Here is a 26053-nt window from a genome sequence, read left to right on the forward strand (position 1 = left end):
TCAAGCTTGGCTTGGCCAAGCGTTGACGTATACGGAAGCCTTTTTGATATGAGCTGGTTAGACAAGATCGTGCCCTCCATGGGGCGTATCCAGCGGAAGGACCGTCGTGCCAGCGTGCCCGATGGCCTCTGGCGTAAATGTCCCAAATGCGAGGCGGTGCTGTACCTGCCGGAGCTGGAAAAGCACCACAGCGTCTGTCCCAAGTGTGACCATCACTTGCGTCTGACCGCCCGCAAGCGCCTTGACTGGTTCCTGGACAAGCAGGGGCGCGAAGAGGTGGGGGCCGAGATCGAGCCCAATGACCGCCTCAAGTTCCGCGACTCCAAGAAGTACAAGGACCGCCTGACGGCTGCCCAGAAAGAGACCGGTGAAAAAGACGCGCTGGTTGCCATGCGGGGCGAGCTGGATGGCCTGCCGGTCGTGGCCGTGGCCTTCGAGTTCACCTTCATGGGCGGCTCCATGGGTGCCGTGGTCGGCGAAAAGTTCGTCCGCGCGGCCACCATTGCGCTGGACGAGGGTATTCCGCTGATCTGCTTTGCTGCCTCGGGTGGCGCGCGGATGCAGGAAGCGCTGTTCTCGCTGATGCAGATGGCCAAGACCTCGGCAGCACTGGAGAAGCTCAAACAGGCGGGCGTCCCCTATATTTCCGTGCTGACCGACCCGGTGTTTGGTGGCGTTTCCGCGTCGCTGGCCATGCTGGGTGACCTGAACATTGCCGAACCCAACGCACTGATCGGTTTTGCAGGCCCTCGGGTCATCGAACAGACCGTGCGCGAAACGCTGCCGGAAGGTTTCCAGCGCAGCGAGTTTCTGCTCGAACACGGCACGGTCGACATGATCGTACATCGTCATGACATGCGTGCGCGTGTCGGTGGTGTGCTGCGCAAGCTGACTCATCAGAACCCACTGTACGTCAGTGGTGAGCCGGAAGTCGATACCGAGATCGCGGAGCCAGTGGTGGATGAAGCAGCGCTGGCCGATGCCGCAGAAAGCAGCGCTCAGGCAGAGCCTGCCAAGCCTGCGAGCGATGACGCGTCGCGCAATGCCTAGCACGTTAGCCGAATGGCTGAATCATCTTGAGACGCTGCATCCGGTAGGCATCGACATGGGCCTGGAGCGGGTGTCGCAGGTGGCCCGGCGCATGGGGCTGCTGGACCGCCCCCTGGCCCGCCAGGTGATTACCGTGGCAGGCACCAATGGCAAGGGCTCGACCCTTGCCATGATCGATGCGGTGGCGCGGGCGCATGGCCTGCGCACCGGTACCTACACGTCTCCTCATCTGCTGCGCTATAACGAGCGTGTCACGCTGGAAGGTCGCGAAGCCAGTGACCAAACCCTGGTCGAAGGCTTCATTCAGGTGGAGGATGCTCGCCTGGAAGCGCCCGCCATCAGTCTGACCTACTTCGAGGCGGGCACTCTGTGTGCGCTCTGGTGTCTGGCCAATGCCGAGCTGGATCTGGCGGTATTGGAGGTAGGGCTGGGCGGGCGGCTGGATGCCGTCAACATCATCGATGCCGATGTGGCCATCGTGACCACCATCGCGCTGGATCATGCCAATTTCCTGGGAACCGATCTGGCTCAGATCGGGCGCGAAAAAGCGGGCATCTTTCGCCCCCTGAAACCCGCCGTATTGGGAAGCTTGACGCTGCCCACGAGCGTGCTGGACACGGCCATTGCCGTGGCTGCGCCCAGCTACGTGCTGGGCGTGGGTTTCAGCCATAGCGCGGGTGACGAGCCGCCAGGAACTCCCTGGTGCTGGCATGGGCTCAACCGTGAAGGGGATACTCTTTCCCTTGACGCGCTGCCCGACCCAGGCTTGCCCATCGACAATGCGGCGACGGCGCTGCAGGCGCTGGCGCTGGCAGGCGTGCCGTTGAAGGTGCGGCCGGTCAGTGAAGCGCTGGCCACGGTGACGCTGCCGGGGCGCATGCAGTGGAGCGGGCAGTGGTGCCTGGACGTGGGGCATAATCCGCATGCGGCCAGCTATCTGGCGCGCAGGCTTCCCGCGCCGCCTGCCGGTGGTCGCCAGTGGGGGCTGCTTGGCATGCTCAATGACAAGGATGCCGACGGTGTGATCGAGGCATTGTTGCCGCGTATCCGTGACTGGGTCTGCGTCAGCCTGGAAGGCGAACGTGGCCGCTTGGCCAGCGAGCTTGCCGAGCGTATTACGTTGCTGGGTGGGCGCGTGTATCATTGCGCCGATTCTCCGCAGGCCGGGGCAGAGTGGCTGGCTCAACGGCTGACGCCAGAGGATCGGGTATTGGCAACGGGGTCATTCTTTACCGTGGCAGCGCTACTGGCGATGTCACTGCCTCAAGCATCGCCGCAGGCACGTTAAGCTGGAGGGAGAGGGATATGAAATACGGTAAAACGGAACGCATTAGCGGTCTCGTGATTCTGCTGGCCGTGCTGGCGATCATCGTGCCGTGGTTGATGAGTGACCCGGCTCCCCGGGAGGAGCGTCCGCAGCCCACCTTCGTGATCGAACAGCCGGTGAACGTGGTGCGTCAGGACGTTCCTGTGCCCGAGATGCCTGCTTCCATCAACGCGCCGTCTCCCCTCGAGCCGCTGGAGAATGCCGAGGTAGTGGACGAGCCCATCGAGGTCGTGCCGCTGGAACCGCAGACCGAGGCCGTTGCCAGTGCGCCCGCTGAGACGCCTCCGCCAGCAGCACCCGCCGAAGCGCCGCGCAACGAACCGACGCCCGCTCCCGCCAATGACCCGATTGCCGAGCTGGTGGCTGCTAACCAGAACCGTGGCAGCAGTAGCAGTAGTAGCGGCAGCAGCAATGGTTCTGCTCCCCAGGCTCAGCAGCAGGGCGAATGGGCCGTTCAGGTAGGCAGTTTTGGCGATGCCGCCAATGCCCAGCGAATCAGCGACCAACTCACCAATCAAGGCTTCCGCGTTTTCCAGCGTCCGCGTGACAACAACCTCACCACCGTGCTGGTGGGCCCGTACGGCTCTTCGGAAGATGGCGAGGCGGCGTTGGCACTGGTGAAAGAGCGGGCCAATGTTCAAGGCCTTCTGGTGCGGGTAAGAGACTGATCATGGCGCTGACATGGATTGATGCCGTTTTTCTGGCCGTGCTGGCGCTATCGATGCTGGCAGGCTTCGTACGGGGCTTCGTGCGTGAATCGCTGGGGCTGGCTGCCTGGGTCGTCGCGCTGATGGTGGCGCGGGTGCTGGCCGAGCCGGTGGCCGAGCTGATGGCCGGCTTCATCGAGAGTTTCGATGCTCGCCTGGTGCTGGCCTTTGCGCTGGTCATCTTTGCGGTGATTCTGCTGTGCGGCATCGTGATACGTATCGTTCACGCCGCCGTGGAGTGGGTGGGCATGGGGCTGTTGAACCGTTTTGCGGGCGCTGCGTTCGGGCTTGCCCGTGGCGCGGTCATCCTGCTGGTGGTAACCGTGCTGATCACCTTGACACCGTTGGCAGACCTTCAGGCATGGCAGGAAGCCTCGCTGCGCCCCACCTTCATCGAGTTGCGGGACTGGGCCGTGAGCCAACTGGACCAGTGGGAGCGTGAGCTGCCGACGCCACCGGCGTCGCTGCGCGATGTCTCGCTCCCCGAATTGCGCGTTCCCGTTCAGCAATAGCCGAGCGGTGGATGTCGTGCCGCTGTCTGGCAGCGGCACGAGCAAGTTTGATGATCATACGGGTTTGCACCAGCAAGCCGTGGTTTTAAAGCGAGGTAACTGGAATGTGCGGTATAGTGGGCCTTCTGGCCAAGCAGGCGGTAAATCAGGGAATCTACGATGCCCTGACCGTACTTCAGCATCGGGGCCAGGACGCTGCCGGCATGATGACCTGGAGCGAGGGACGCTTCCTACTGCGCAAGAGTAACGGCCTGGTTCGTGACGTTTTCCATACTCGCCACATGGCGCGCCTGAAAGGCAACCTGGGCATTGGTCACGTGCGCTACCCCACGGCAGGCTCCTCCAGTGAGGCCGAGTCTCAGCCGTTCTACGTCAACTCCCCCTACGGCATCGCGCTGGCCCACAACGGCAACCTGACCAACTCAGAGCAGTTGAAGCAGGAGCTGTTCTCCACGGACCTGCGCCATATCAATACCAGCTCCGACTCGGAAGTGCTGCTCAACGTCTTCGCCCACGAGCTGGGCAAGCAAGGGCTTCACCTGGAAGCCGAGGACATCTTCGATGCGGTGCGTCGCGTGCATCGTCGCTGCAAGGGTGGCTATGCGGCCGTGGCGATCATCAACGGGTTCGGTATGGTCGCCTTCCGTGATCCCCACGGCATTCGTCCGGTGGTGTTCGGCACGCGTCAGGACCCCAACGGCCAGGAAGTGATGATCGCCTCCGAGTCGGTGGCGCTGGACGTGGGTGGTTTCGAGCTGGCGCGTGACCTGGCGCCGGGCGAGGCCATCTTCGTCGACATGCAGGGTCAGGTTCACACCCAGGTATGTGCCGACCGCCCCGAACTGCGTCCGTGTATCTTCGAGCACGTCTATCTGGCGCGCCCCGACTCCATCCTCGATGGCGCTTATGTCTACGGCACGCGCATGCAGATGGGTCGCAAGCTGGGCGACCGCATCATGAACGAGTGGCCCGACCACGATATCGATGTGGTCATCCCGATCCCGGACACCTCACGTACTTCGGCACTGGAGATGGCCCAGCATCTTGGCGTCACCTACCGCGAAGGCTTCATGAAGAATCGCTACATTGGCCGGACCTTCATCATGCCCGGGCAGACCCAGCGCAAGAAATCGGTGCGTCAGAAGCTGAATGCCATCGATGTCGAGTTCAACGGCAAGAACGTACTGCTGGTGGATGACTCCATCGTGCGCGGCACCACCTGCAAGCAGATCATCCAGATGGCCCGGGATGCCGGTGCCCGCAAGGTCTATTTCGCCTCGGCGGCGCCCCCGGTGCGTTACCCCAACGTTTACGGCATCGACATGCCCGCGGCCACCGAGCTGATTGCCCATGGCCGTACGGAAGAGGAAGTGGGTCAGCTGATCGGCGCCGACCGCATTTTCTATCAGGACCTCGAAGACCTGAAGAGCGCCTGTCGCGAGGTTAACCCCGAGATGGAAGCCTTCGATTGCTCGGTGTTCGATGGCAACTACGTCACCGGCGATATCGACGAGGCTTACCTGGCGGTACTGGAGGCTAGCCGTAACGATGCGGCCAAGGACAACAGCGCGGGTGACCATGCGCTGGTTGACATGCACAATCAGGATGATGACCTGGACGACTGAACGCGCATGCGCTGGCAACTTTCCTCAGGGAGAGTTGCCGGGGGAATGGACGTTTTGGAAGCTGGACGTTTTGGAAAAGAGGGCGCTGCCATGCACGATGATCATCACCAGGAGGAGTGGTCGCTCGAAACGCTCGCCATTCGCGCGGGGCACCACCGCACGCTTGAGCAGGAGCATGCCGAGCCGATTTTTCCCACCTCGAGCTTTGTTTACGAGAGTGCTGCCGAAGCTGCCCGCAAGTTCGGTGGTCAAGAGCCGGGTAACGTCTACTCGCGCTTCACCAATCCGACAGTACATACCTTCGAACGCCGACTGGCGGCCCTGGAAGGCGGTGAGCGTTGTGTAGCCACCAGCTCTGGCATGGCCGCCATTCTTTCCACTGCCCTGGCACTGCTGTCGGCGGGGGATGAGATCGTGGCCTCGCGTTCGCTGTTTGGCTCTACGGTCAGCCTGTTCGACAAGTATCTGGGCAAGTTTGGCATTACCACGCGCTATGTGGAGCTTTCCAATCTGGCAGCCTGGGAAGCCGCAGTGACGCCCGCCACTCGGTTGATGTTTGCAGAAACGCCGTCCAATCCGCTTTCCGAAGTGGCCGATATTCCGGCCCTGGCAGCGTTGGCGAAGCGCAGCGGGGCCTTGCTGGCCATCGATAACTGTTTCCTTACGCCTGCCCTGCAACAGCCGCTGGCACTGGGGGCCGATCTGGTGATCCACTCGGCCACCAAATACCTGGATGGCCAAGGGCGCGCCGTAGGCGGAGCGGTGGTGGGGCGTCATGACCTGCTGGAAGAGGTGTTTGGCGTCGTGCGGACCTGCGGCCCCTGCCTGAGTCCGTTCAACGCGTGGATCTTCACCAAGGGGCTCGAGACCCTGTCGCTACGCATGAAGGCCCACTGCGAGAACGCCTTGAGCCTGGCCCGCTGGCTCGACCAGCATCCTGCCGTCAATCGGGTGTATTACAGCGGCCTGGAAGCGCACCCTCAGCATGCGTTGGCCAAGCGCCAGCAGCAGGGCTTTGGTGCCGTGCTGGGATTCGAGGTGCTGGGTGGGCAAGAGGGCGCCTGGCAGGTGATCGACGCCACGCGCATGCTGTCGATTACCGGCAATCTGGGCGATGTCAAAACCACCATCACTCACCCGGCCACCACGACCCACGGGCGCCTTTCCGATGAGCAAAAGGCCGCCGCAGGGATTGCGCCGGGGCTGATTCGGGTAGCCGTCGGGCTTGAAAGTCAGGCGGATATCCAGCGTGACCTGGCCCGTGGCCTGGATGCGCTGGCGGCTCGTTGAAGTACGATATTGTGACGACTGACCGGCCGAAAGGCCGGTTTTTTATTGGCGAAACACGCCAACGTTTCATAAAGTGACACGATACGGGCACGATGAAACGGTTTTTCCGAACGATGCGTTCTGCTTTTTTCAGCAGTGTTTTGTCATGCGAAAGGTTATGATTTTTATAACAAGTGAAGCATGCTGTGGGGCAGCGTGCAGCCGTCAATGGGGAGTCAAGGATGTGGCGTAATACACGCACTGGCTGGGGGGTGATCAGTATCGCGTTTCACTGGCTGAGCGCTTTGACCATCATTGGGTTGTTCGCGTTAGGTTGGTGGATGACCGGGTTGGGTTATTACGACCCTTGGTACAATCAGGCTCCCTGGATACACCGCTCGGTGGGCGTGCTACTGCTGCTGGTCACCTTTGGCCGATTGGCTTGGCGTTTCATACAGCCGACCCCCGCGGCCGAGGGAGGGCGTTTCGAGCGTCTGGCGGCTCACCTTGGCCACATCGCACTTTACGTTTTGTTGCTGACGGTACTGTTCAGTGGCTACCTGATTTCGACCGCCAACGGGCGTTCCATCAGTGTGTTTGGCTGGTTCGATGCTCCTGCCATCCTGCATGGCCTGCCCAATCAGGCCAGCGTGGCGGGCGACATACACTGGTACAGCGCGTTGGCGCTCATGGTATTGGCAGGTGGGCATGCGTTGGCGGCATTGGTGCATCATTGGCGCTGGCGGCACGACACGCTGCGCCGCATGGTCAACCCGCGCCATGGGCAGCCAAAGCCCCATGCCCAGCCTAAAATTTGAACCCCTGTTCTACTCACCGCGGACTCATGATGAATCCGCAGTTTTGACCAAGGAAAGCGAGGAGATAGCAATGTTGAAGAAGACAGCGATTGCCACGGCACTGGCCGCAGCGGCTCTGGTTCCCTTGAGCCAGGCTCAGGCGGCTGATTATCAGATCGATATCGAAGGCCAGCACGCATTCGTGCAGTTCAAGATCAACCATCTGGGCTTCTCTTACATTCTGGGCAGCTTCGAGACCTTCGATGGCCAGTTCCATTACGATGCCGACGACCTGGATGCGTCTTCCGTCTCCATGGAAGTGCAGGTCAACAGCCTGACCACCAACCATGCCGAGCGTGACCGTCATATTCTGAGCGCTGACTTCCTCAACGCCAGCGAATTCCCCACGGCGACCTTCACGTCCACTGGTTTCGAAGCTACAGGTGACAACGAAGGCGTGGTGACCGGCGAGCTGACGCTGCATGGCGAAACTCAGGAAATCGAAATGCCGGTGACCCTCATGGGCGAAGGTGAAGACCCCTGGGGTAACTACCGCGCTGGTTTCGAAGGCAGCACCATGCTGACGCTGAGTGATTTCGGCATCGACATGAGCGACTTCCCGGAAGCTATGCACGAGCTGGAGCTCTACGTCACCTTCGAAGGCATCCGCCAGTAAGCGATGACTGATCAGAACGCTGCCACCTTCACGGGTGGTGGCGTTTTTTGCGTTTTAAAGCCCCCGTAAATCGAGCAATACACCAAGGAGGCCGCCGTTGGCAGCCGCTATGCAACAACGTGAGTTGGCTATCACCCTGTGGCGTCAAACCTGGCCCATGGCCATTGGTGTTCTGGCGCTGCTCGGGTTTCAGCTGGTCGACAGCGCCTTCATCGCGCGGCTGGGCACGGCCCCGCTGGCCGCGCAGTCGTTCACTTTTCCGCTGTCGTTTTTGATCATTGGTATTCAGGTGGGGGTGGGCATCGCCATTGCGGCGCTCATCTCCCGAGCCTTGGGGGCCGGTGAGCAGGCCAGAGCCAGGCGCTTGAGCAGCCTGGTGCTGTTGGCGGGTGGTGCGGTCATCGGTGTGCTGGCTGTCGTGCTTTGGGCGTTGCAGGAGCCCTTGTTCAGCCTGCTGGGGGCCGACCAGCGTGCGCTAGGGCACATTCGAGCCTACTGGGCGCCGCAGCTGTTCGCCGCCTGGTTGGGCGCCTTGCTTTACTTCATCTACAGCGTGTTTCGCGCCCACGGCGATACTCGGTTGCCTGGCAAGATGATGGTGGTCAGCAGTCTGGTGAACCTGGTGCTGGACCCGCTGTTCATTTTTGGCATAGGCCCCTGGGAGGGGTGGGGGTTGCCGGGGGCTGCCTGGGCCACGGCCATCGCCTTTGCCGTGGGCTTGTGGTTTACCTGCCGCAAGCTCTATCGGCGTGACTGGGCGACGATGGTCGCGCTGTGGCCAGAGGCCAAACGCTCCTGGCGGCCTTTCACCGGCATTGCCGCGCCAGCCATGGTCAGCCAGCTGATGCCGCCGCTGGCCGCTATGCTGGCGATTGCGGCGGTGGCGGGGCTGGGGGATACCCAAGTCGCGGCCTGGGGGTTGGCCAGCCGGTTGGAAACCCTTTCGCTGATGGTGATTCTTGCCATGACCATGTCGCTGCCCCCCTGGTTGGGGCGCTGCTATGGGGCTGGAGACTGGGAGCAGATTCATCGTCTCATGCGCCTGGCGCTGACCGTGGCCGTGGCCTGGCAGCTGGCGTTGGGCGTGTTGTTGGCGCTGGCGTCACCCTGGGTGGCCATGGCGCTGGCCGGTAATCCGGAAGTGCAGAGCGAGCTGGCGCTGCTGATACGTTTTTTGCTGCCCAGCTATGCGGCGCTGGGTGTATGCATGCTGGTGGTGTCGGCGGGTAATGCGCTGGGCTGGCCGCTGCGGGCCATGCTGCTCTCCAGTGCGCGGCTGTTCGTGTGCTACCTGCCGTGCCTTTGGGTGGGGGCGCAGCTGTTTGGCTGGACGGGGCTGGCTGCGGGTGCCGCTTTGGGGAATGTGCTGGCAGGCCTGATGGCTTGGGGAGCGCTGCGGCGGATTCTCTCCCGCCCGCATCGGCGGGCGGGAGTGTCATGACCCGACGACAGCTTCAGTGCTGGCGACGTGATTCCTGAAACGAGAAATACAGGAACAGCAGCGCCATGGCGAGATAGCCCATGACGAAGTCGGGGGCCGCATTGAAGGCCAGCTGGGGCGCATGCATCAGGCCAACGAATGAAAAGCCCGCCGCGATGGCGGCAAAGGCCGCTGCCCTGCGGAACTGATGGTCGATCACCGACACGGTCATGGCGCCTAACAGGATGGCCATGAACATGGCCCCTTGCCCCAGCACGACGATGGCGCTGGAGATGTCGCTGACCACCTCACCGGCTCCCCGGTTGAAACGCGTCATCACGTAATTGGCGAAGTAGGGCAGCATCGCCAGGGCGATGGCCGGGTAGTAGCGGGTATCGTTGGCCTGGAACGCAGTGGCGATCATGGACATCCCCACGAATACCAGAATAGGCGCCACGACGGAGACCGGAATGATGGCCGCCAGGGCAGCAATCAGGCCGAACATGGTGGCCAGCGCGTAGACGGCGCCGTTCAGCAGGCTGTAGCCGCGCCCGGCGCCCATCCATTTGGCACCCACCGTGGCAATGTAGACCGTCGTCGGGAACACGCCGCCAAACAGCGCCCCGATCATGGTGCCCGCGCCATCCACGGCCTGGCATTCCCGTACATCGTACTTGTCGCCTGCGGCTTCCATGGCCTCGACGTTGTTCATGGTTTCGATGGCGTTGTACAGGGTAATGGGCAGCACCACGGTCAGGACGGCCAGCATGCCGGTGAACAGCAGGCCCAGCCCTTCGAACCAGGCGAGATTGGGCAGCAAGGGGTAGAACCCCAAGTGGGTGAAGGCATCGCTGAAGCGCTCGGTGCCTGCATCGCCAATCAGGTAGGCCATGGTCGTCCCGATGACGATGGCAAACAGCGAGGTGGGAAGCTTGAAGGGCATGCTCACCCTGGCGACCAGGCCCACGATGATGATCCCCAGCACCAGCAGGCCAATCACCGGCATTTCCAGCGTCTTGAACAGCATTTCACCCGCAATGAAGGTCAGCGCAACGCCTGCCACGGCACCCAGCATCGCGGCTCTGGGCAGGTGATACTGTACCCAGCGGCCTACGACGCTGATCAGGGCTTCGATGGCACCGCTGATGAAGCAGGCGGCCACGGCGACTTTCCAAGCGAGTTCGGCATCGCCGGTCAGCTGTTTGGCGGGCAGTAGCACCCCGAACAGGAAGACGAACATCACCGGCGTGGAAATACCGTAGGAGAGCGCCGTGACGTCGCTGCGGTTCTCCTTGCGCGCCAAGCGAGCGGCGCTCCAGGCGTAGTAGAAATTGCCCACCATGACGGCGACCGCCGCCCCTGGCAGCACCTGCCCATACACGATGGAGGCAGGAAAACCCATGCCCAGCATGGTAATGGCGATAATGACGAAATTGGCGATGTTGTTCTGAAACAGCGCAAAGAAAGCGTCGGTATCTTCTTTTTTGGTAACTATTCAGCACCGGTTGGCTGAGTCGGGGCTTCTTGCTGCATGAAGGCTGGCACCTCCCCCGCAAACAGTTGCTCCAGTGCGGTATGCGCCGCTACCCCTTGCTTGACGGCGGTCGAGAGAAAGCTACGCATGCGGCAGAAGATCTCAGCACCCTCCCAGGAGCGGAAACAGCCCGAGATTTTCTGCTGGACCTTGGTCATTCGCAGATCGCGCTCCCCCTGGTTGTTGGTGAAGGGAGCGGCAGGGTCGTCGAGGAAGCGCAACACGTCGTCCTCGTACGCCTGGAGGCGTTCCAGGAGGTTGCGCGGCTTGGTGCGCTTGGCCCGGCCTCGCGTTCCAGGTGGCGGTTTCACCGGCGGGGGGCACTCGGCGTCCCCTTTCGCCAGGCAATCTCGATAGCGCTGCCGCCAGGCTCGGGTCTCATCGGCCGAGAGGCAGCCGTCGGCCACCTCCACGGCGCGATGCATCTCCAACAACAGGTCATGCAAGGCCTTGGCCCATGCCTGGCCATCGTTCTCCCAGGCCGCTGTCAGCTCCCGAAGGTGGTGCGCATTACAGAGCGCGTGCCGGCAATCCGGATAGCGGTAGTAGGGCTTCCAGTGATCATGCACCAGCACGCCACGCACGAAGGGCAATACGCCGATGGCGTCCATCGCTTCCTGGCCGCGCTTGGGGTGCGGGGCCAACCAGGTCAGGGCCTCGTTGGAGGCGCTGTGTAGCCAGTAGCGTTTGCCACCGACCTGCATTCCGGTTTCATCGGCATGGACGGTGGCTGCTTCACGTAGCGCCGGGATCACCCACTCGGCGAACGCCTCGGCCCGCTGGTAGGCCTCCTGGTTGAAGGCGAACAGGGTGCCGGTGCTCAGCGACAGGCCGCACTGCGAGGTGAGCAACTCGCGGATACGCGCATAGGGCAACAGCTGATACTGGGAGAGATAGACGACATGCGCCTTGAGGCGAGGGCCATACTGGATGGGGCGAGTCACGCCCTCGGGGAATGGCGCCACGTAGCGTTGCCCCTGATCATCTTCGAGGACCTCAGCCTGATATTCGGTGACCACGGCCTGGATTACGATGTCCTGCACTTGGCGCGTTTCGACGCCGACCGGGCGGTAAGAACGCCCCTTGGGGAGTTGCCGACGATCGACACGGAGCTTGACCACCTCGTCGGGGTCCGTCACCGGCGCCAACGTCTTACCCTCATGCCCTGGCTGTCCGCCGGGGCGCCGCTCGCCTTTGGCGCGCGAGCGGCGCTGGCGATTGGGATCCTGGGACGGTGGCTTGCTGCTGTTGCGGCTACTGGTGGCCAGGCGATCGGCCATGAGCTTGACCAGCAACATCAGCACATCGATGGCCGCACGCAGCGACGGAGAGACCGTCTGGTCTTCCTTGAGCTGCTGTCGGACCCGCTCCAGAGCCTCGTCGACGTTGATATCGCTGATGGTCATGTCACCGCATAGATATGCCGAAGGATTAGGCACACTATGCCAGAAAAATCAGCTGGTTGGCGATATCCCATCCGCAGCCACCTGAATAGTTACCTTTTTTGTACCAGGGGTAGGGAGTGCTGGCAGCCGCCATGTTGTGCCTCTCGGTTATGGTGTGTTGTATACAAGGCTACGCTGAGTGTGCCGAATATTTGACTAATCGGTCAAGCGTTGCGTTGTCACGGACGCCGCGCGGGCGCCCCAGGCTCTGGCGGCGAAGGCGCAATTGTACACATCATTGTTCAAGAGGTTGATCTTTCTAAACAAAAACGCCCAGGCCAAAGCCTGGGCGTCATACGTCAGTGCGCGAGATCAGTCGTTGACTGCCGCGATGGCCTTGGCCAGGTAGGGAAGGTTCTCGTGGGAGAAGCCTGCCACGTTGGCACGGCCCGAGCGCACCATGTAGATGCCGAACTCATCACGCAGGCGGTCTACCTGTTCCGGGGTCAGGCCCGTGTAGGAGAACATGCCGCGCTGCTCGGCTACGCAGGCATATTTTTCCGCCAGACCGTAAGGCTTCAGCGCTTCGACGAAATCGCGACGCAGGGTGTTGATACGGTCGCGCATTTCCGTCAGCTCTTCACGCCACAGGGCGGACAGCTCGGCATCGTGGAGGATTTCACTGACGATGGCGCCGCCGTGGGCGGGCGGGTTGGAGTAGTTTTCCCGGGCAACGATGGCCGCCTGAGAGCGTACGTTTTCCATCTGCTCGGCGTCCTTGGCCACCAGAATCAGGCAGCCAGTGCGCTCGCAGTAGATACCGAAGTTCTTGGAGCAGGAGCTGGTGATGATCACCTCATCCAGGTTTTCAGCCAGCAGACGAACGCCGTAGGCATCTTCTTCCAGCCCTTCGCCGAAGCCCTGGTAGGCGAAGTCGATCAGCGGCAGCAGCTTGCGCTCTTGCAGAACGGCCATGACTTCCTGCCACTGGGCTTGAGAAAGATCGAAGCCGGTAGGGTTGTGGCAGCAGGCATGCAGCACGACCACGTCGCCTTCTGGAATCTGTTTGAGGGCTGCCAGCATGCCCGTGAAATCCAGACGGTTCTCGGCATCGACGTAGGGGTATTTGTGCAGCGCAATGCCCGCCGCGGTGAAGATGCCGTGGTGGTTGGGCCAAGTGGGGTCGCTGACCCAGATGCCTTTGCCGGGCAACTGGCTGGCAATGAAATCGGCCGCCAGGCGCAGAGCGCCCGTACCGCCCGGTGACTGCGTGGCGCTGGCACGGTTGGCTTTCAATACCGCTGAGTCGGCACCCAGTACCATGGGCAGCACGGCATCGCCATAAGCAGGCGCGCCATGGGAGCCGATGTAGGTCTTGGTGGTTTCATTCTTGAGCAGGCGAGCTTCTGCTTCCTTGACCGCGCGCATGACCGGGGTATTGCCCGCTGCGTCACGGTATACACCGACACCAAGGTCCACTTTCTGCGGATTGGTGTCTTTCTTGAAAGCTTCGATCAACCCGAGAATGGCGTCTCCAGGGACTCGCTCAATTTGCTCAAACATTTATTCGACTACCTCGTCGGTTCTGGCGGCAAGAATGAAATCATTGAGATGCAGGCCGCGCAGGGTATGCGTCCACCAGGTCACGGTGGTGTGCCCCCACTCGGTCACGAGGACCGGGTGATGCCCAGCCTGCTCGGCGACCTCACCGACACGCTGGGTAAAAGCCAACGCATCCGCGAAATCACGAAACGCAAAGCGTCTCGTCAACTTCATGATGCCATCGTGTTCGATAATCTGCCACTCTGGAAGTGCGGCCAGATGGGGTTGGCATGCCTCATGAGCGAGCGGCATGGCATCTGACGACACGGGCTGGAAGGCAGTGCGAGCGAGGCTTTGCATGGTCGGTCTCCGAAGGCGACGTTACTAGCGTCAGGGTAGAAGACGCACGCAGTCCCGGCCAACCTCCTTGGCGCGATAGAGCGCCTGATCCGCGCGCTCCATCAGGCTGGTCAGGGGTTCGCCACAGCGGTACTCCGCAACCCCGATGCTCAGCGTGACGCTGTTCTGGCCAATGCCGAAATCGTGCTCGGCGATGGTTTTGCGCAGGCGGTCGGCAAGCGCATGGCATTGCTGCAGCGAGGTGAGCGGCAACAGTACCATGAACTCTTCACCTCCCAGGCGGGCAACCACGTCTTCACAGCGCAGCAGCGAGCAGGTCAACGTGGCGAGCTGTTTGAGTACCTTGTCGCCCTGCAGATGTCCCCAGGCGTCATTGAGCTGCTTGAAGTGGTCGATGTCGATCATCATGACCGACAGTGGTGAGCCGTGGCGCGTGCTCAGGGAGCTCAAATGCGTCAGTTGCAGCATCAACTTGCGCCGGTTGGCCAGGCCGGTCAGCGGGTCGGTGTCGCAAAGCCGACGCAGGCGCTGCTCTTCCAGCACCTGGTCGGTGATGTCCATCATGATACCGCTCCAGCGCACGCCATTGGTGAAAGGTTCTGGGTTGGCGCTGACCGCGATCCAGCGAGGGTTTTCTTCTGGAAAGGGGAATCGGAAGCGGGTGGTCAGCGGCAGCATCCAGCGTGCTGAGCGCTCGATGGCCGACATGATCTTTGGGTAGTCGCTGCCAGTGAGTTGCTCCAGCAGCGGCTGGGCATCTTCGGCGAGCTGGTGTTTGTCGATATAGGCAAGTGCCATGCCACCCCCTTCCAGATAGGGAAAATGCATGTGGCCAGCGTGCGTGCGGTAAAACTGAAAAATGACCCCTGGGATGCTGCTGATCAACTCTTCCGTGCCCGGGGCGGCAGGCTTGGAAGTAACGGATGCCTCATTCACGGACATGCGTGAATCTCCAGACGATAGGCCTATTATAAGTTAGCTGTGAAGATTAGCCCTAAATAGGTAAATGGGATGTAAGCCATTGCTGACAAATTGTCTTTTATTAATAATTTTTTGGAATTAAAAGCAGGTTTTAAATTCTATATGGTCCGTTTTTGGCGGAGATGGCCTGTGCAGAGCGCACCATTCGGTTTAAAATTACTTTTCGGCATATGAATTATTATTCTTATTACTTTGGTGGCGGGTTTGGCTGCACAGCAATCACACGAGGTGGATACGTCCATAATGGCAACCATGAGCGCACAGACAGGCGTTGGCCGTGTCAGTTTGGTAGGCGCAGGGCCAGGCGACCCGGAGTTACTGACCCTGAAAGCCTTTCGTCGGCTCAAAAGTGCCGAGGTGGTGCTTTATGACCGTCTGGTGAGTGATGAAATCATCGCGCTGCTGCCACAGGAAGCCGCGCGCTACTATGTCGGCAAGGCGCGTTCGTCCCACAGTGTGCCTCAGGAGGGGATCAATCAGGCATTGGTGGAGTGGGCCCGACAGGGCAAGCAGGTGGTGCGTCTGAAAGGTGGCGACCCGTTCATTTTTGGGCGTGGGGGAGAAGAGCTGGAAACCTTGGTGGCTGCCGGTATCGAGGTAGACGTCGTGCCCGGCATCACCGCTGCCTCGGGGTGTGCGGCTTATGCTGGCATACCGCTGACCCATCGCGATCATGCGCAATCCGTGCGTTTCGTGACCGGGCATTTGCAGCAGGGCGAGTTTACCCTCGATTGGCCTACTCTGGCGCAGCCTGGGCAGACCCTGGTGTTTTACATGGGGCTGAGTAATTTGACGGCCATTTGTGAGGGGCTGATGGCCCATGGTTTGCCACCGGAAACGCCCCTGGCACTGATCGAGCAGGGAACCACGCGTCAGCAGCAGACCCATACGGGCACCCTGCGGCAACTGCCGACGGCTTTTCTGCAAGGTGCCATCCAGCCGCCTACGCTGTTGATCGTGGGAAGCGTGGTGACATTGCATGCGCGACTTTCGTGGTTCGAGGTGGAGCAGGGAGCCGCTCAGGGCTTCGGTGAAGAGAGCCATCTTTGCAAAGTGCGTCGCCCGTGACGGCATCTGGTCACTCGAGAGAGGCAGGGTTCGAAGCCGTATCTTGCTGAGCGCTGGCGATATGCGGGTGGCTGTGTATGCTGGTAAGGACTACGTTTAGAAACGATCGTTGACGATATCGAGCGATTTGTCACTCACGTTGCTATTACCAGCAGCCAAGCGAAGAGAGGGATGCAGCATGTCAGAAGCAAACCACCCAGAGCCGCACACACCTGCTGGCAAGCCTGATATGAAGACGCTGTTTCAGGATAACCGCGTCAAGGGGATTGCCGGTATCGCGGCCATTGCGGTGATATGGGCCATCATGGCGCAGTCCAATGCAGGCACCCATCGTGATCGCGTCGAGCGGCTGGAAGGCCAGCTCAACAGTGTCGAGCAGGAGAATGCCCAGTTGAGCCAGCGCCTGGCCGAGGTCGAAGAAGCCGAAGCCGACCTGACCGCCATGCGTGAAGAAATTGCCTTGTTGGCGCAGCAGCAGGAAGAAGCCTCTGAAACGCTGGCGTCTGCTCAGGGCGAGGTAGGCACCGTGCAGTCTCGTCTGGAGGAGTTGGAAGCGCAGCGGGATGCCCTTGAGCAGGAAGTGACGTCACTGGAAGAGCGTCTGGCGGGCGCCGAGAGCGAGATGGAAAGCCTGCGCGAAGCGCGCGACCAGATCGTCAGTGAGCGTGATGAGGCCGAGTCTAGCCTGCAGCAGATCGAAGACGCCCGTGAAAGCGCGGAGCAGGCGCGTCAGGAGGCTGAAGCGGCCCGTCAGGAAGCCGAAGAGCAGCGCCAGCAGGCGGTCGAAGAGCAGACGGCTGCCGAAGACGAGCTCAGTGAGCTGGAATCCCAGGTCAACGAGGCCAATGAGCGCCTGGCCGAGCTGGAAGAGCAGATTGCCAGCCAGCAGAGCGAGCTGGAGTCGCTGCAGGAAGAGCGCGATAGCGTGACCAGCGAGCGCGATGCGATGCAGTCCGAGATCGAGTCCATGACCCAGCTGCGCGAGGAGGAAGAAGAGAGCCTGAGCCAGGTGCGCGGTGAAATGGATGACCTGATGGTGGCGTTGGACATTGGCCGTGAGGAAGTCGCCAATGTCGAGAGCGATATCGAGACTCGCGAAGAGCAGCTGGAACGCTTGGAGAGCCAACTGCGCGAGTGGCGTGAAGAGCTGGCCGCGCTAGGCGACCGCCTGCACGTGGATGATGCTGCCAACGATGAGGTGCCTGACCTGTCAGGTGATCAAGAGAGCGAGGGCGACGACGCTGACGATACGCAGGCGCAGTAAACGGAGTTCCGATGGCTGAGGCCATCGTGTTCTTCCAAAAGCGGGCACGGGGCTTCCCATGCCCGCTTTTGTTTTTGTCGGTTTAGAAATGGGCGGTGGAGGAGTATCATTCCCGCCAGACCATGCAGGTATTCAACAACGGGAGAGCCATTGATGGATGGTGTGAAACATATCGTGGCCGTGGCCTCGGGCAAGGGGGGGGTCGGCAAGTCGACCGTGACCGTGAATCTGGCGCTGGCATTGTCGGCTCAGGGCTACCGTGTGGGCGTGCTGGACGCCGATATCTATGGACCCAGCCAGGCCCAGATGCTGGGCGTCAAGGAGGGCATGCGTCCTCAAGCCGGGGAGAACAACACGTTTCTGCCTCTGGAGGCACACGGCATCCAGGCCATGTCGATGGCGTTCATGGTCAATACCCGTGATGCCATGGTATGGCGTGGCCCTATGGTGGTGGGGGCATTCCAGCAGATGCTCACCCAGACCCAGTGGGACAACCTGGACTTCCTGCTGATCGACATGCCGCCCGGTACCGGCGACATTCAGTTGACCCTGGCGCAGAAAGTGGCCGTGTCGGGTGCGGTGATCGTGACGACACCTCAAGACATCGCGCTGCTGGATGCTCGCAAGGGCATCGAAATGTTTCGCAAGGTCAATGTGCCTGTGCTGGGGGTAGTCGAGAACATGAGCCTTTACCACTGTGAACAGTGCGGCCATGAAGCGGCGATCTTTGGCACCGGTGGCGGTGACCGCATTGCCGAAGAGTATGATACGGCGGTGCTGGGTCGGCTGCCGCTGACCCTGTCGATTCGTGAATTGGCCGACTCCGGGCGCCCCAGCGTGGTTGCCGAGCCGGAGAGTTCCGTGAGCCAAACGTTTGCCGAGATTGCCCGTCAGGTGGCGCAGTCCGTCAACGCCCATCAGTCCGGTGGCCCGACGATTTCCTTTAGCGAGTGATGAAGTAACCGATGAGCATTAAATCAGACAAGTGGATCCGCCGCATGGCGCAGAGCGATGCCATGATCGAGCCCTTCGAAGCCGAGCAGGTGCGCTACGTCAACGATCAGCGGGTGATCTCCTACGGCACGTCCAGCTACGGATACGATGTGCGCTGTGCCGATGAGTTCAAGGTGTTTACCAATATCCACTCGGCGATTGTCGATCCCAAGTCGTTCGATGACAAGAGCTTCGTCGATGTAAAAGGGGACGTATGCATCATTCCCCCCAACTCGTTCGCGCTGGCGCGCACGGTGGAGTACTTTCGTATTCCGCGTAACGTGCTGACCATTTGTCTGGGCAAATCGACCTACGCGCGCTGCGGCATCATCGTCAACGTGACGCCGCTGGAGCCGGAGTGGGAAGGCCACGTGACGCTGGAGTTTTCCAACACGACCAACCTGCCTGCCAAAATCTATGCCCATGAAGGCGTTGCCCAGATGCTGTTCCTCGAATCCGACGAGGTCTGCGAAACCTCGTACAAGGATCGCGGCGGCAAGTACATGGGACAGCGTGGGGTGACCTTGCCCAGAACGTGATGGGGAAGGACTGAGTAATCAGCCATCGTCAGATGGCAGGAGAAAAAACGCCCTGATGCAGTGATGCATCAGGGCGTTTTGGATTGGGCGCAACGATGGGTCAGGCGTCGTTGGCTTCTTCGTCCAGCTCTTCGGCGGCATCCGCATGGGAAAGACGCATGCCATGGGGCGGTAACAGGTGGCCGTCCATGCGTGCGCCTTCGGCGGTGTATTGCAAGCGTCCTTCAAGGAACCAGTGAACGGCAATCGGGAAGATCAGGTGTTCACGGGCGTGGACCTTCTCCTTGAGGGTCTCGACGCTGTCTTCGGCGGTGACGGCGAGCTCGGCTTGCAAGACAACCGGCCCTCCGTCCAGCTCTTCGGTGACGAAATGCACGCTGCAACCATGCTGGGCAACGCCATCGGCCAAGGCTCTGGCGTGGGTGTTGAGGCCCTGGTAGGCAGGCAGCAGCGACGGGTGAATGTTGAGCATTCTGCCCAGGAAGCGCTGTACGAAGCGTGGCGTCAGAATCCGCATGAAGCCCGCCAGAACGATGAGATCCGGCTCATGGCGTTCGATCACTTTGATCAGCGCGCCGTCGTAGGCGTCGCGACTATCGTATTCACGGTGGGGCAGAGCCACCGCTTCGATACCCGCTTCGTGGGCACGCTTCAGACCGTAAGCGTCCGGCTCGTTGGAGATGACCGCGACGATCTCGCCGCCCAGACGGTCGTGCTGCTGGGCATCGATCAAGGCCTGCAGGTTGCTGCCGCTGCCGGAGATCAACACCACCACACGGCGCGCTCCCACGGGTTCCGGGGTCAGGTCGTTGATGGTGTCCGTGCTGTACTCGGTACTGCTCATGCCTGCGGGCCTGCCTTGAGGTTGTTCAGTACCACGGCCTCGTCCTCGCGTGCCACGATGCGACCAATCTGGTACACGGTTTCACCTTGAGCCTGCAAGTGAGCCTTGGCGGCTTCCGCCTGGCTCGCAGGCACTACCGCCACCATGCCGATGCCGCAGTTCAGCACGCGGTGCATTTCGGTTTCGTTGACGTTGCCCTTGGCTTGCAGCCAGTTGAATACTTCCGGGCGCTGCCAGGTGGTCAGGTCGATCTGTGCCGCCAGGTGGTCGGGCAGCACGCGGGGAATGTTTTCCAACAGGCCGCCGCCGGTGATGTGCGACAGCGCATGCACCGCCAGCTCCGTTTCACGCATCATCGAGAGCAGCGATTTCACATAGATGCGCGTGGGGGCCATCAGTGCCTCGCTCAGCGGCTTGCCGTCCACCTGCTCTTCCAGCGACGCCTGGCTGACTTCGAGGATCTTGCGAATCAGGGAGTAGCCATTGGAGTGGGGGCCAGAGGAGGCCAGACCGAGCAGCACATCGCCTTCGGCCACCTTGCTGCCGTCGAGAATCTCTGACTTTTCTACGACGCCAACGCAGAAGCCAGCCAGGTCGTAGTCGCTGCCTTCGTACATGCCGGGCATTTCTGCGGTTTCACCACCTACCAGTGCGCAGCCGGCCAGTTCGCAGCCTGCACCAATGCCGGTGACCACGTCGGCGGCGATATCCACGTCCAGCTTGCCCGTGGCATAGTAGTCGAGAAACAGCAGCGGCTCGGCACCGGCCACGATCAAGTCATTGACGCACATGGCTACCAGGTCGATCCCAATAGTGTCATGCTTGCCCAGGTCCATGGCCAGACGCAGCTTGGTGCCTACGCCGTCGGTACCAGAGACCAGTACCGGTTGACGGTAACCCGCAGGCAGCTCGCACAGGGCGCCGAAACCGCCGAGGCCGCCCATGACCTCCGGGCGTGACGTGCGCTTGGCCACATGCTTGATGCGGTCCACCAGGGCATTGCCTGCATCAATATCGACGCCTGCGTCCTTGTAGCTGAGAGAGGGAGTCGACTGGGAAGAGGAGGTCTCGGTCATGACGGGTCCTGTGAAGCCTATGCAAAGCGATTGTGCTGGCAAATTGCCAGTGCCGGAGCGATAACAGCCTGCGATTGTATCACTGCGCGACGTAAGTCGCACCGATGGACACGTTATCAGATGCGTGCTGGCCAGGTTTTGTTACTATTCATTGCTTGACGCTGACCGTTTATCCGGGAAGGAGAGAGTTAAATGCGACATTCGTGGTGGGGCATCCTGTTTTTGGTGGCCCTGGTTGGCGTTGTGTATTTGCTGGATGCCGTCTTGATGCCCTTCATTGCCGGACTGATTCTGGCGTACCTGGCAGACCCGTTGACCAACTATTTTCAGCGGCTGGGTCTCAAGCGGGTGTGGGCGGTCAGTAGCGTATTCCTCATTTTATTGCTGGTGCTGGCCATCAGTCTGTTGATTCTGATTCCGCTGGTCATCCAGCAGATCAAGCAGCTTGGGGAGATGGTGCCGGGGGTGTTCGACTGGGTGAAAAACTACCTGGCCCCGCAGGTGCAGGAGTGGACGGGGTATGACCTGCGTTCCGAGCTGGACAATGTTCAGGAGACCCTGGCTGAAAATTGGCGCGATGCCGGTAGCTACCTGGCCCAGGCGCTTGGTCAGATCGGCCGTTCGGGCATGGCGTTTGCCACGTGGGTGACCTACGTGGCGTTGATCCCGGTGGTCACCTTTTACCTGTTGCTCGACTGGAACCGGTTGCTGAACAATCTGATCGACTTGATTCCACGCCACTGGGTCGATGACGCCACTCGGTTGGCCAAGCGCTGCGACGAGGTGTTGGCGGCTTTCCTGCGGGGGCAGTTGCTGGTCATGCTGTGCCTGGGCATTATTTATGCGGTGGGTCTGACCCTGATGGGGCTGAATTTTGGCCTGTTGATCGGTGTCATTTCTGGCCTGGTGAGCATCGTCCCCTTTCTGGGGTTCATCGTTGGGCTCAGCAGTGCCTTGGTGGTGGCATTGTTCCAGTTCGACAGCTGGTGGGCGCTGTTGGGAGTGCTGGGGGTATTCAGCCTGGGGCAAGTCATCGAAAGTGTCGTGCTGCAGCCCAAATTGCTGGGTGACAAGATTGGCTTGCACCCAGTGGCGGTCATTTTTGCGGTACTCGCGGGGGGCAATCTGTTTGGCCTGACCGGGGTGCTTCTGGCCTTGCCGGCGGCCTCGGTCATCATGGTGCTGCTCAAGGAAGTCAAAGAGCGTTACCAGAACAGTGCCTTGTATGATGAGACGCTGGAGCCGACGTTACCGCCGCACGAACTGGGTCTCCAGGACAAAAGGGAGTCTTCATGAGCCGATTGCCGGCACAGTTACCGCTCGGGGTGGGGTTGCGTGATGACGCAACGCTGGACAATTACTATCCCTCGAGCGGTAATGCAGCTCTGGTGCAGCATCTGACGCAACAGCTGTCGCCAGACGCCGAGCCGTTCATCTATCTTTGGGGCGCGCCGGGCAGCGGCCGTAGTCATTTGTTGCAGGCGGCCTGCCACGCGGCGTCGGATCTGGACAAGCGTGCCCTTTACCTGCCGTTGGCCGACCTGGGCCATTTCCCACCGCTGATGCTGGAGGATATCGAGCGCCTTGACCTGGTGGCCATCGACGACCTCGAATACGTCATCGGGCGCAAGCGTTGGGAAGAGGCGTTGTTCCATGCGTTCAATCGCTTGCGAGATGCTGGCAAAGCGCTCTTGATCGCCGCCAATGCGCCGCCCAGGCGGCTGGACGTCGTGCTACCGGACCTGGCCTCACGGTTGACCTGGGGGGTGACGTTTCATCTTCACCCGCTGGATGACCAGGAGCGCCTGGCCGCCTTGAAGCTGCGGGCTCGGGTCAGGGGAATGGAGTTACCCGACGATGTGGGGCGGTATATCCTCCATCGCGGCCCCCGAGAGCTTGGCGAGCTGTGTCGGGCGTTGGAGACCCTGGATCAGGCGTCGCTGTCGGCCAAGCGCAAGCTGACCATCCCTTTCGTGAAAGGCGCACTCAACTGGTAGACATCATTGGCAGGCACCATGAAAAAGCCCCGAGCACAGCGTGCTCGGGGCTTTTTACGTTGGGCTGGCCTCACTCACGTGCCACCAGCCTGGCGTTTGATCAGGCGCTCTTGCTCATTTTGCTGGCGGCTGCCTGCGCCTGCTTGACGTTTTCTTCGGTCAGCTTCTGGCTTTTCTGCAGGAAATCCTGCTGCAGCGATACCACCTTGTCAGCGTCGCCCTTGACGCGCTCGGCCAGGTCCTTGGCCACTTTTTGCTGGCTTTCCATGTAGCTGCGCAGGCCATCGGCATCCTTGACGCTCATCAGCTGACGCACCTGAGCGATGCCGGTGTCCACGTATGCTTTGTTCGCGTCCAGCTGGGCATTCAGCAGTTTTTCAGAGTAGTCGATGCTCAGGGTCATGTAAGCACGGGCAGGTGCCATGAACAGGTTGTCGAACTGCTGAGTCATTTCGTTGGTGTTGAAGGTACGCATGGTGATGTCTCCTGGCCTTGTCTTGGGCAAACGGATTGCTGATCGAGTAGGGCAATTCAATATTCAAGGCTCAGCAACCGCGTTCCTGAAATCGCTACTGCAACTGCTGACCTCATCTTGCTTTGCAGCATAACAGCTGTTTTTGTGCAGTGCAACATGGCGCAATCGCCTCTTGCCCTCCATGCTGTGGGGACGCTGTTTACCGATCCACGGAACATCGCTACACTTTAAGTTATGGATAATCATTATCATTTGTTCGTCGGTGCTGGCTATGCCAGCCATTGACGAGCGAACTGAACTCGATGAGCCAATTGGAAAAGGAGAGCACCATGAGCACGCGGATTGAACGAGACAGCATGGGCGAGCTGGAAGTGCCCGCAGAAGCCCTTTACGGTGCCCAGACACAGCGGGCAGTGAACAACTTCCCGGTGTCGGGCACCCCGCTGCCCGCGGCGTTCATTCACGCCGTGGCGCGCATCAAACTGGCTGCCGCGCGCAGCAATCAGGCGCTGGGGCTGCTGGATGAACAGCGCGCCGCGGCCATCGAAAAGGCGGCCATGGCGGTGATCGACGGGCAGTACGATGAGCACTTCCCAGTGGATGTGTTCCAGACGGGGTCGGGCACCTCCACCAACATGAACGTCAATGAAGTGCTGGCGACCCTGGCGAGTCGTGAAGGGGTCGAGGTCACGCCCAATGATCACGTCAATATGGGGCAGTCCAGTAACGATGTCATCCCGACCGCCATTCACCTGTCCGCGGCGATTGCGGTGCATGACCAGCTCCGACCTGCTCTGGTGCAGCTGAAAGAGACCATCGACCGCCGTGCCGAAGGGCTTTCCCACGTCGTGAAGACCGGGCGCACGCATTTGATGGACGCCATGCCGCTGCGCATGGACCAGGAACTGGGCGGCTGGTCCAGCCAGGTGGGGCAGGCCATCGAGCGTTTTGACAGCGCCCAGCAGCGGCTGTGCCGATTGGCGCAAGGCGGTACGGCAGTGGGCACGGGCATCAATGCGCCTGCAGGGTTCGCCGAGCGGGTGGCCGAGGACCTGAGTCGACAAACAGGGCTTTCCCTGGTGCCCAACGACAGCTTCTTCGCCAGCCTGGGCTCTCAAGATGCTGCCGTGGAGCTGTCCGGGCAGCTGCGCGGCTTTGCCTGTGTGGTGATGAAAATTGCCAATGACCTGCGCTGGATGAACTCTGGGCCGCTGGCAGGGTTGGGTGAGATCGAGCTGGAGGCGCTGCAGCCGGGGAGCTCCATCATGCCTGGCAAGGTCAATCCGGTGATTCCCGAGTCCGCGGCCCAGGCGGCGGCTCAGGTGATCGGTCTGGATACGGCGGTGACCGTGGCCGGGCAGAGCGGTAACTTTCAGCTGAACGTGATGCTACCGCTGGTGGCGGCCAATCTGCTGACCTCCATTACACTGATGAGCAACACCGCCACGCTGCTGGCCGAGCGGGCCATCGCCACTTTCAAGGTGCGCGAGGACAATTTGCAGGGGCCACTGGCGCGCAACCCGATTCTGGTCACGGCACTGAACAGTGTCATTGGCTATAACGCCGCCGCTGCCATTGCCAAGAAGGCGTATCAGGCGGGTCGGCCCATCATCGACGTGGCCGAGGAAGAAACCGACCTGGACCGCGCGACCCTGGAGCGCTTGCTGGACCCGGCGGTGCTCACGCGTGGGGGAATTCCTCAGTAAACAGCCGCGTGGTGCGCGACCAGGCTACATCGTTTAGATCGCCCGCCACGATGGTGGGGAAAGGCTCTTCGTGGACTTCTTGCCCTACCCATAGCAACTCGGCGTCGCGCCACAGCGACTTTTCGCTCTCGCTGGGGGCGGGCGGTCTGGGGTGCAGGGCGTAGAAGCGAATCTGTTCGCCGTTGTCCAGGGTGACGCGCGTGTGGATGGAAGGGATGTCGTCCTGAATCAGCCACTTTACCTGTGGGTTGCTCAGCGGCAGGCGCGAATAGAGATGCATGCCATACAGGTTGTCCAGCGGCACCTTGACGCTGTGGGGCCACTGTTCGTGGAGAACGCTATCGAGCTGCTCTTGCCACCACTGGTCGGATTCGAGAGTGAGCACCACGTCTGGCTGGTGGCGCTCGATCATGGCCAGCAGTTTCGCTGACTGGCGGTTGGGCGTGAGCACGTTGGCGATCAGCAGCGTCAGCGTCGGGGCCTGGCTGTCGGCGTGGGTGGCCTTGACCTGGACTGGCCAGCAGCGGGTCCAAGGGATGATGTAGCGCAGTTGAAGCAACAGGCTCACCAGGGAAGCTGCCAGAGCAATGCTCTGCCAATTGCCAGCAGGCAGTATCAGGCCGCTCAGCAGCGCACAGAGCGCCGCGGCGGTCGCCAGCTGCAAACGTGGAAACTCGACGCTGCGAACCCACCACCAGCGTAGGCGGACTCTGGCCAGCAGCGTGGCGAACAGGAGTGTCAGAGCGGTACAACCCAGTAATGGACCGAGCAAGCGATATCTCCTGGCATCATGATAGGACGATTTAACGTAGATGAAGCTTAGTGGTTACGTTTATCAAGTGTCGATATAATTCTTCCAGCTCAGGCGGTTGCCAGAGCCTTGCAGAGAAGAAGACGTAAAAATGA

At 61.0% G+C, this 26053-nt stretch carries 25 protein-coding genes; 16 read left to right on the forward strand and 9 right to left on the reverse strand.

Annotated features, from left to right (window positions below):
• The first annotated feature begins 48 nt into the window (after positions 1-48).
• From accD to RVM27_RS16800, 9 genes are all read left to right on the forward strand, one after another.
• On the forward strand, positions 49-1050 hold the full coding sequence (accD, locus tag RVM27_RS16760) for an acetyl-CoA carboxylase carboxyltransferase subunit beta (RefSeq protein ID WP_498957048.1): 1002 nt from the start codon (positions 49-51) through the stop codon (positions 1048-1050).
• Positions 1043-2338 (forward strand): bifunctional folylpolyglutamate synthase/dihydrofolate synthase, encoded by a 1296-nt coding sequence (folC, locus tag RVM27_RS16765; protein WP_498941519.1) that lies wholly within the window; start codon positions 1043-1045, stop codon positions 2336-2338. The genes accD and folC overlap by 8 nt, the downstream gene beginning before the upstream one ends.
• A gap of 17 nt (positions 2339-2355) precedes the next feature.
• Complete coding sequence (locus RVM27_RS16770; RefSeq protein WP_498957049.1) at positions 2356-3045, forward strand: SPOR domain-containing protein; 690 nt, start codon at positions 2356-2358, stop codon at positions 3043-3045.
• A 2-nt stretch (positions 3046-3047) separates the two neighbouring features.
• The gene (locus tag RVM27_RS16775) at positions 3048-3596 is read left to right on the forward strand and encodes a CvpA family protein (RefSeq protein ID WP_039179928.1); all 549 of its coding nucleotides are present in this window, start codon (positions 3048-3050) and stop codon (positions 3594-3596) included.
• Between the two features lie 104 nt (positions 3597-3700).
• Positions 3701-5221, forward strand: a complete 1521-nt coding sequence (gene purF, locus RVM27_RS16780; RefSeq protein ID WP_498957050.1) for an amidophosphoribosyltransferase — start codon at positions 3701-3703, stop codon at positions 5219-5221.
• Between the two features lie 90 nt (positions 5222-5311).
• On the forward strand, positions 5312-6511 hold the full coding sequence (locus RVM27_RS16785) for an O-succinylhomoserine sulfhydrylase (RefSeq protein WP_498957051.1): 1200 nt from the start codon (positions 5312-5314) through the stop codon (positions 6509-6511).
• A gap of 221 nt (positions 6512-6732) precedes the next feature.
• Positions 6733-7308 carry a cytochrome b gene (locus RVM27_RS16790; RefSeq protein WP_498957052.1) on the forward strand — a complete coding sequence of 192 codons (576 nt, stop codon included), beginning with the start codon at positions 6733-6735 and terminating at the stop codon, positions 7306-7308.
• Positions 7309-7378: 70 nt separating this feature from the next.
• The gene (locus tag RVM27_RS16795) at positions 7379-7963 is read left to right on the forward strand and encodes a YceI family protein (RefSeq protein ID WP_016914033.1); all 585 of its coding nucleotides are present in this window, start codon (positions 7379-7381) and stop codon (positions 7961-7963) included.
• Positions 7964-8072: 109 nt separating this feature from the next.
• Positions 8073-9404: an MATE family efflux transporter gene (locus tag RVM27_RS16800; protein WP_498957789.1), complete on the forward strand. Its 1332-nt coding sequence runs from the start codon at positions 8073-8075 to the stop codon at positions 9402-9404.
• A gap of 13 nt (positions 9405-9417) precedes the next feature.
• Here RVM27_RS16800 and RVM27_RS16805 read toward each other — a convergent pair whose 3' ends face one another.
• The 5 genes from RVM27_RS16805 to RVM27_RS16825 all read right to left on the reverse strand — a co-directional run bounded on the left by RVM27_RS16805 (position 9418) and on the right by RVM27_RS16825 (position 15146).
• Positions 9418-10785: an NCS2 family permease gene (locus RVM27_RS16805; RefSeq protein ID WP_498957053.1), complete on the reverse strand. Its 1368-nt coding sequence runs from the start codon at positions 10783-10785 to the stop codon at positions 9418-9420.
• Positions 10786-10874: 89 nt separating this feature from the next.
• The gene (gene tnpC / locus RVM27_RS16810) at positions 10875-12323 is read right to left on the reverse strand and encodes an IS66 family transposase (protein WP_154487592.1); all 1449 of its coding nucleotides are present in this window, start codon (positions 12321-12323) and stop codon (positions 10875-10877) included.
• 351 nt (positions 12324-12674) lie between these two features.
• Positions 12675-13865, reverse strand: coding sequence for an amino acid aminotransferase (locus RVM27_RS16815; protein WP_287806543.1), 1191 nt, complete (start codon positions 13863-13865; stop codon positions 12675-12677).
• Positions 13866-14204 carry a 4a-hydroxytetrahydrobiopterin dehydratase gene (locus RVM27_RS16820; RefSeq protein WP_039182269.1) on the reverse strand — a complete coding sequence of 113 codons (339 nt, stop codon included), beginning with the start codon at positions 14202-14204 and terminating at the stop codon, positions 13866-13868.
• A gap of 30 nt (positions 14205-14234) precedes the next feature.
• Positions 14235-15146: a GGDEF domain-containing protein gene (locus RVM27_RS16825; RefSeq protein WP_096922874.1), complete on the reverse strand. Its 912-nt coding sequence runs from the start codon at positions 15144-15146 to the stop codon at positions 14235-14237.
• A 291-nt stretch (positions 15147-15437) separates the two neighbouring features.
• Between RVM27_RS16825 and cobA the strand changes: the two genes are divergently transcribed.
• From cobA to dcd, 4 genes are all read left to right on the forward strand, one after another.
• Complete coding sequence (gene cobA / locus RVM27_RS16830) at positions 15438-16253, forward strand: uroporphyrinogen-III C-methyltransferase (RefSeq protein ID WP_039182296.1); 816 nt, start codon at positions 15438-15440, stop codon at positions 16251-16253.
• Positions 16254-16431: 178 nt separating this feature from the next.
• On the forward strand, positions 16432-17517 hold the full coding sequence (locus RVM27_RS16835) for a coiled-coil domain-containing protein (RefSeq protein WP_498957054.1): 1086 nt from the start codon (positions 16432-16434) through the stop codon (positions 17515-17517).
• Between the two features lie 153 nt (positions 17518-17670).
• On the forward strand, positions 17671-18471 hold the full coding sequence (apbC, locus tag RVM27_RS16840; RefSeq protein ID WP_052196470.1) for an iron-sulfur cluster carrier protein ApbC: 801 nt from the start codon (positions 17671-17673) through the stop codon (positions 18469-18471).
• 11 nt (positions 18472-18482) lie between these two features.
• Complete coding sequence (gene dcd, locus RVM27_RS16845; RefSeq protein ID WP_039182260.1) at positions 18483-19049, forward strand: dCTP deaminase; 567 nt, start codon at positions 18483-18485, stop codon at positions 19047-19049.
• A gap of 100 nt (positions 19050-19149) precedes the next feature.
• On the opposite strand, the gene purN is transcribed toward dcd, so the two are convergent.
• Positions 19150-19893 carry a phosphoribosylglycinamide formyltransferase gene (purN, locus tag RVM27_RS16850; protein ID WP_189463520.1) on the reverse strand — a complete coding sequence of 248 codons (744 nt, stop codon included), beginning with the start codon at positions 19891-19893 and terminating at the stop codon, positions 19150-19152.
• Complete coding sequence (gene purM, locus RVM27_RS16855) at positions 19890-20969, reverse strand: phosphoribosylformylglycinamidine cyclo-ligase (RefSeq protein ID WP_287805883.1); 1080 nt, start codon at positions 20967-20969, stop codon at positions 19890-19892. The genes purN and purM overlap by 4 nt, the downstream gene beginning before the upstream one ends.
• Before the next feature lie 192 nt (positions 20970-21161).
• On the opposite strand from purM, the gene RVM27_RS16860 reads away from it, so the two are divergent.
• Entirely contained in the window at positions 21162-22265 is a 1104-nt protein-coding gene (locus RVM27_RS16860; protein WP_498957055.1) for an AI-2E family transporter, read from the forward strand.
• A complete protein-coding gene (gene hda, locus RVM27_RS16865) occupies positions 22262-22966 on the forward strand; it encodes a DnaA regulatory inactivator Hda (protein ID WP_498957056.1) in 705 nt (234 codons plus the stop codon). Before RVM27_RS16860 ends, hda begins: the two co-directional genes overlap by 4 nt.
• A gap of 100 nt (positions 22967-23066) precedes the next feature.
• On the opposite strand, the gene RVM27_RS16870 is transcribed toward hda, so the two are convergent.
• A complete protein-coding gene (locus tag RVM27_RS16870; RefSeq protein ID WP_039182247.1) occupies positions 23067-23441 on the reverse strand; it encodes a phasin family protein in 375 nt (124 codons plus the stop codon).
• A 329-nt stretch (positions 23442-23770) separates the two neighbouring features.
• On the opposite strand from RVM27_RS16870, the gene RVM27_RS16875 reads away from it, so the two are divergent.
• A complete protein-coding gene (locus RVM27_RS16875; protein WP_498957057.1) occupies positions 23771-25147 on the forward strand; it encodes a class II fumarate hydratase in 1377 nt (458 codons plus the stop codon).
• On the opposite strand, the gene RVM27_RS16880 is transcribed toward RVM27_RS16875, so the two are convergent.
• Positions 25122-25919, reverse strand: a complete 798-nt coding sequence (locus RVM27_RS16880) for an endonuclease/exonuclease/phosphatase family protein (RefSeq protein WP_498957058.1) — start codon at positions 25917-25919, stop codon at positions 25122-25124. The two genes, RVM27_RS16875 and RVM27_RS16880, sit on opposite strands and share 26 nt — an antisense overlap.
• Positions 25920-26053: the final 134 nt, after the last annotated feature.

The organism is Halomonas sp. KM007 (assembly GCF_050709225.1).
In the GTDB taxonomy this organism is placed as follows: domain Bacteria; phylum Pseudomonadota; class Gammaproteobacteria; order Pseudomonadales; family Halomonadaceae; genus Vreelandella; species Vreelandella hamiltonii.

What these genes read in the sequence shown, in the direction of transcription:
- accD (WP_498957048.1), top strand. Translation starts at nt 49, where the DNA reads ATGAGCTGGTTAGACAAGATCGTGCCCTCCATGGGGCGTATCCAGCGG.
- folC (WP_498941519.1), top strand. Translation starts at nt 1,043, where the DNA reads ATGCCTAGCACGTTAGCCGAATGGCTGAATCATCTTGAGACGCTGCAT.
- RVM27_RS16770 (WP_498957049.1), top strand. Translation starts at nt 2,356, where the DNA reads ATGAAATACGGTAAAACGGAACGCATTAGCGGTCTCGTGATTCTGCTG.
- RVM27_RS16775 (WP_039179928.1), top strand. Translation starts at nt 3,048, where the DNA reads ATGGCGCTGACATGGATTGATGCCGTTTTTCTGGCCGTGCTGGCGCTA.
- purF (WP_498957050.1), top strand. Translation starts at nt 3,701, where the DNA reads ATGTGCGGTATAGTGGGCCTTCTGGCCAAGCAGGCGGTAAATCAGGGA.
- RVM27_RS16785 (WP_498957051.1), top strand. Translation starts at nt 5,312, where the DNA reads ATGCACGATGATCATCACCAGGAGGAGTGGTCGCTCGAAACGCTCGCC.
- RVM27_RS16790 (WP_498957052.1), top strand. Translation starts at nt 6,733, where the DNA reads ATGTGGCGTAATACACGCACTGGCTGGGGGGTGATCAGTATCGCGTTT.
- RVM27_RS16795 (WP_016914033.1), top strand. Translation starts at nt 7,379, where the DNA reads ATGTTGAAGAAGACAGCGATTGCCACGGCACTGGCCGCAGCGGCTCTG.
- RVM27_RS16800 (WP_498957789.1), top strand. Translation starts at nt 8,073, where the DNA reads ATGCAACAACGTGAGTTGGCTATCACCCTGTGGCGTCAAACCTGGCCC.
- RVM27_RS16805 (WP_498957053.1), bottom strand. Translation starts at nt 10,785, where the DNA reads ATGGGTTTTCCTGCCTCCATCGTGTATGGGCAGGTGCTGCCAGGGGCG.
- tnpC (WP_154487592.1), bottom strand. Translation starts at nt 12,323, where the DNA reads ATGACCATCAGCGATATCAACGTCGACGAGGCTCTGGAGCGGGTCCGA.
- RVM27_RS16815 (WP_287806543.1), bottom strand. Translation starts at nt 13,865, where the DNA reads ATGTTTGAGCAAATTGAGCGAGTCCCTGGAGACGCCATTCTCGGGTTG.
- RVM27_RS16820 (WP_039182269.1), bottom strand. Translation starts at nt 14,204, where the DNA reads ATGCAAAGCCTCGCTCGCACTGCCTTCCAGCCCGTGTCGTCAGATGCC.
- RVM27_RS16825 (WP_096922874.1), bottom strand. Translation starts at nt 15,146, where the DNA reads ATGTCCGTGAATGAGGCATCCGTTACTTCCAAGCCTGCCGCCCCGGGC.
- cobA (WP_039182296.1), top strand. Translation starts at nt 15,438, where the DNA reads ATGAGCGCACAGACAGGCGTTGGCCGTGTCAGTTTGGTAGGCGCAGGG.
- RVM27_RS16835 (WP_498957054.1), top strand. Translation starts at nt 16,432, where the DNA reads ATGTCAGAAGCAAACCACCCAGAGCCGCACACACCTGCTGGCAAGCCT.
- apbC (WP_052196470.1), top strand. Translation starts at nt 17,671, where the DNA reads ATGGATGGTGTGAAACATATCGTGGCCGTGGCCTCGGGCAAGGGGGGG.
- dcd (WP_039182260.1), top strand. Translation starts at nt 18,483, where the DNA reads ATGAGCATTAAATCAGACAAGTGGATCCGCCGCATGGCGCAGAGCGAT.
- purN (WP_189463520.1), bottom strand. Translation starts at nt 19,893, where the DNA reads ATGAGCAGTACCGAGTACAGCACGGACACCATCAACGACCTGACCCCG.
- purM (WP_287805883.1), bottom strand. Translation starts at nt 20,969, where the DNA reads ATGACCGAGACCTCCTCTTCCCAGTCGACTCCCTCTCTCAGCTACAAG.
- RVM27_RS16860 (WP_498957055.1), top strand. Translation starts at nt 21,162, where the DNA reads ATGCGACATTCGTGGTGGGGCATCCTGTTTTTGGTGGCCCTGGTTGGC.
- hda (WP_498957056.1), top strand. Translation starts at nt 22,262, where the DNA reads ATGAGCCGATTGCCGGCACAGTTACCGCTCGGGGTGGGGTTGCGTGAT.
- RVM27_RS16870 (WP_039182247.1), bottom strand. Translation starts at nt 23,441, where the DNA reads ATGCGTACCTTCAACACCAACGAAATGACTCAGCAGTTCGACAACCTG.
- RVM27_RS16875 (WP_498957057.1), top strand. Translation starts at nt 23,771, where the DNA reads ATGAGCACGCGGATTGAACGAGACAGCATGGGCGAGCTGGAAGTGCCC.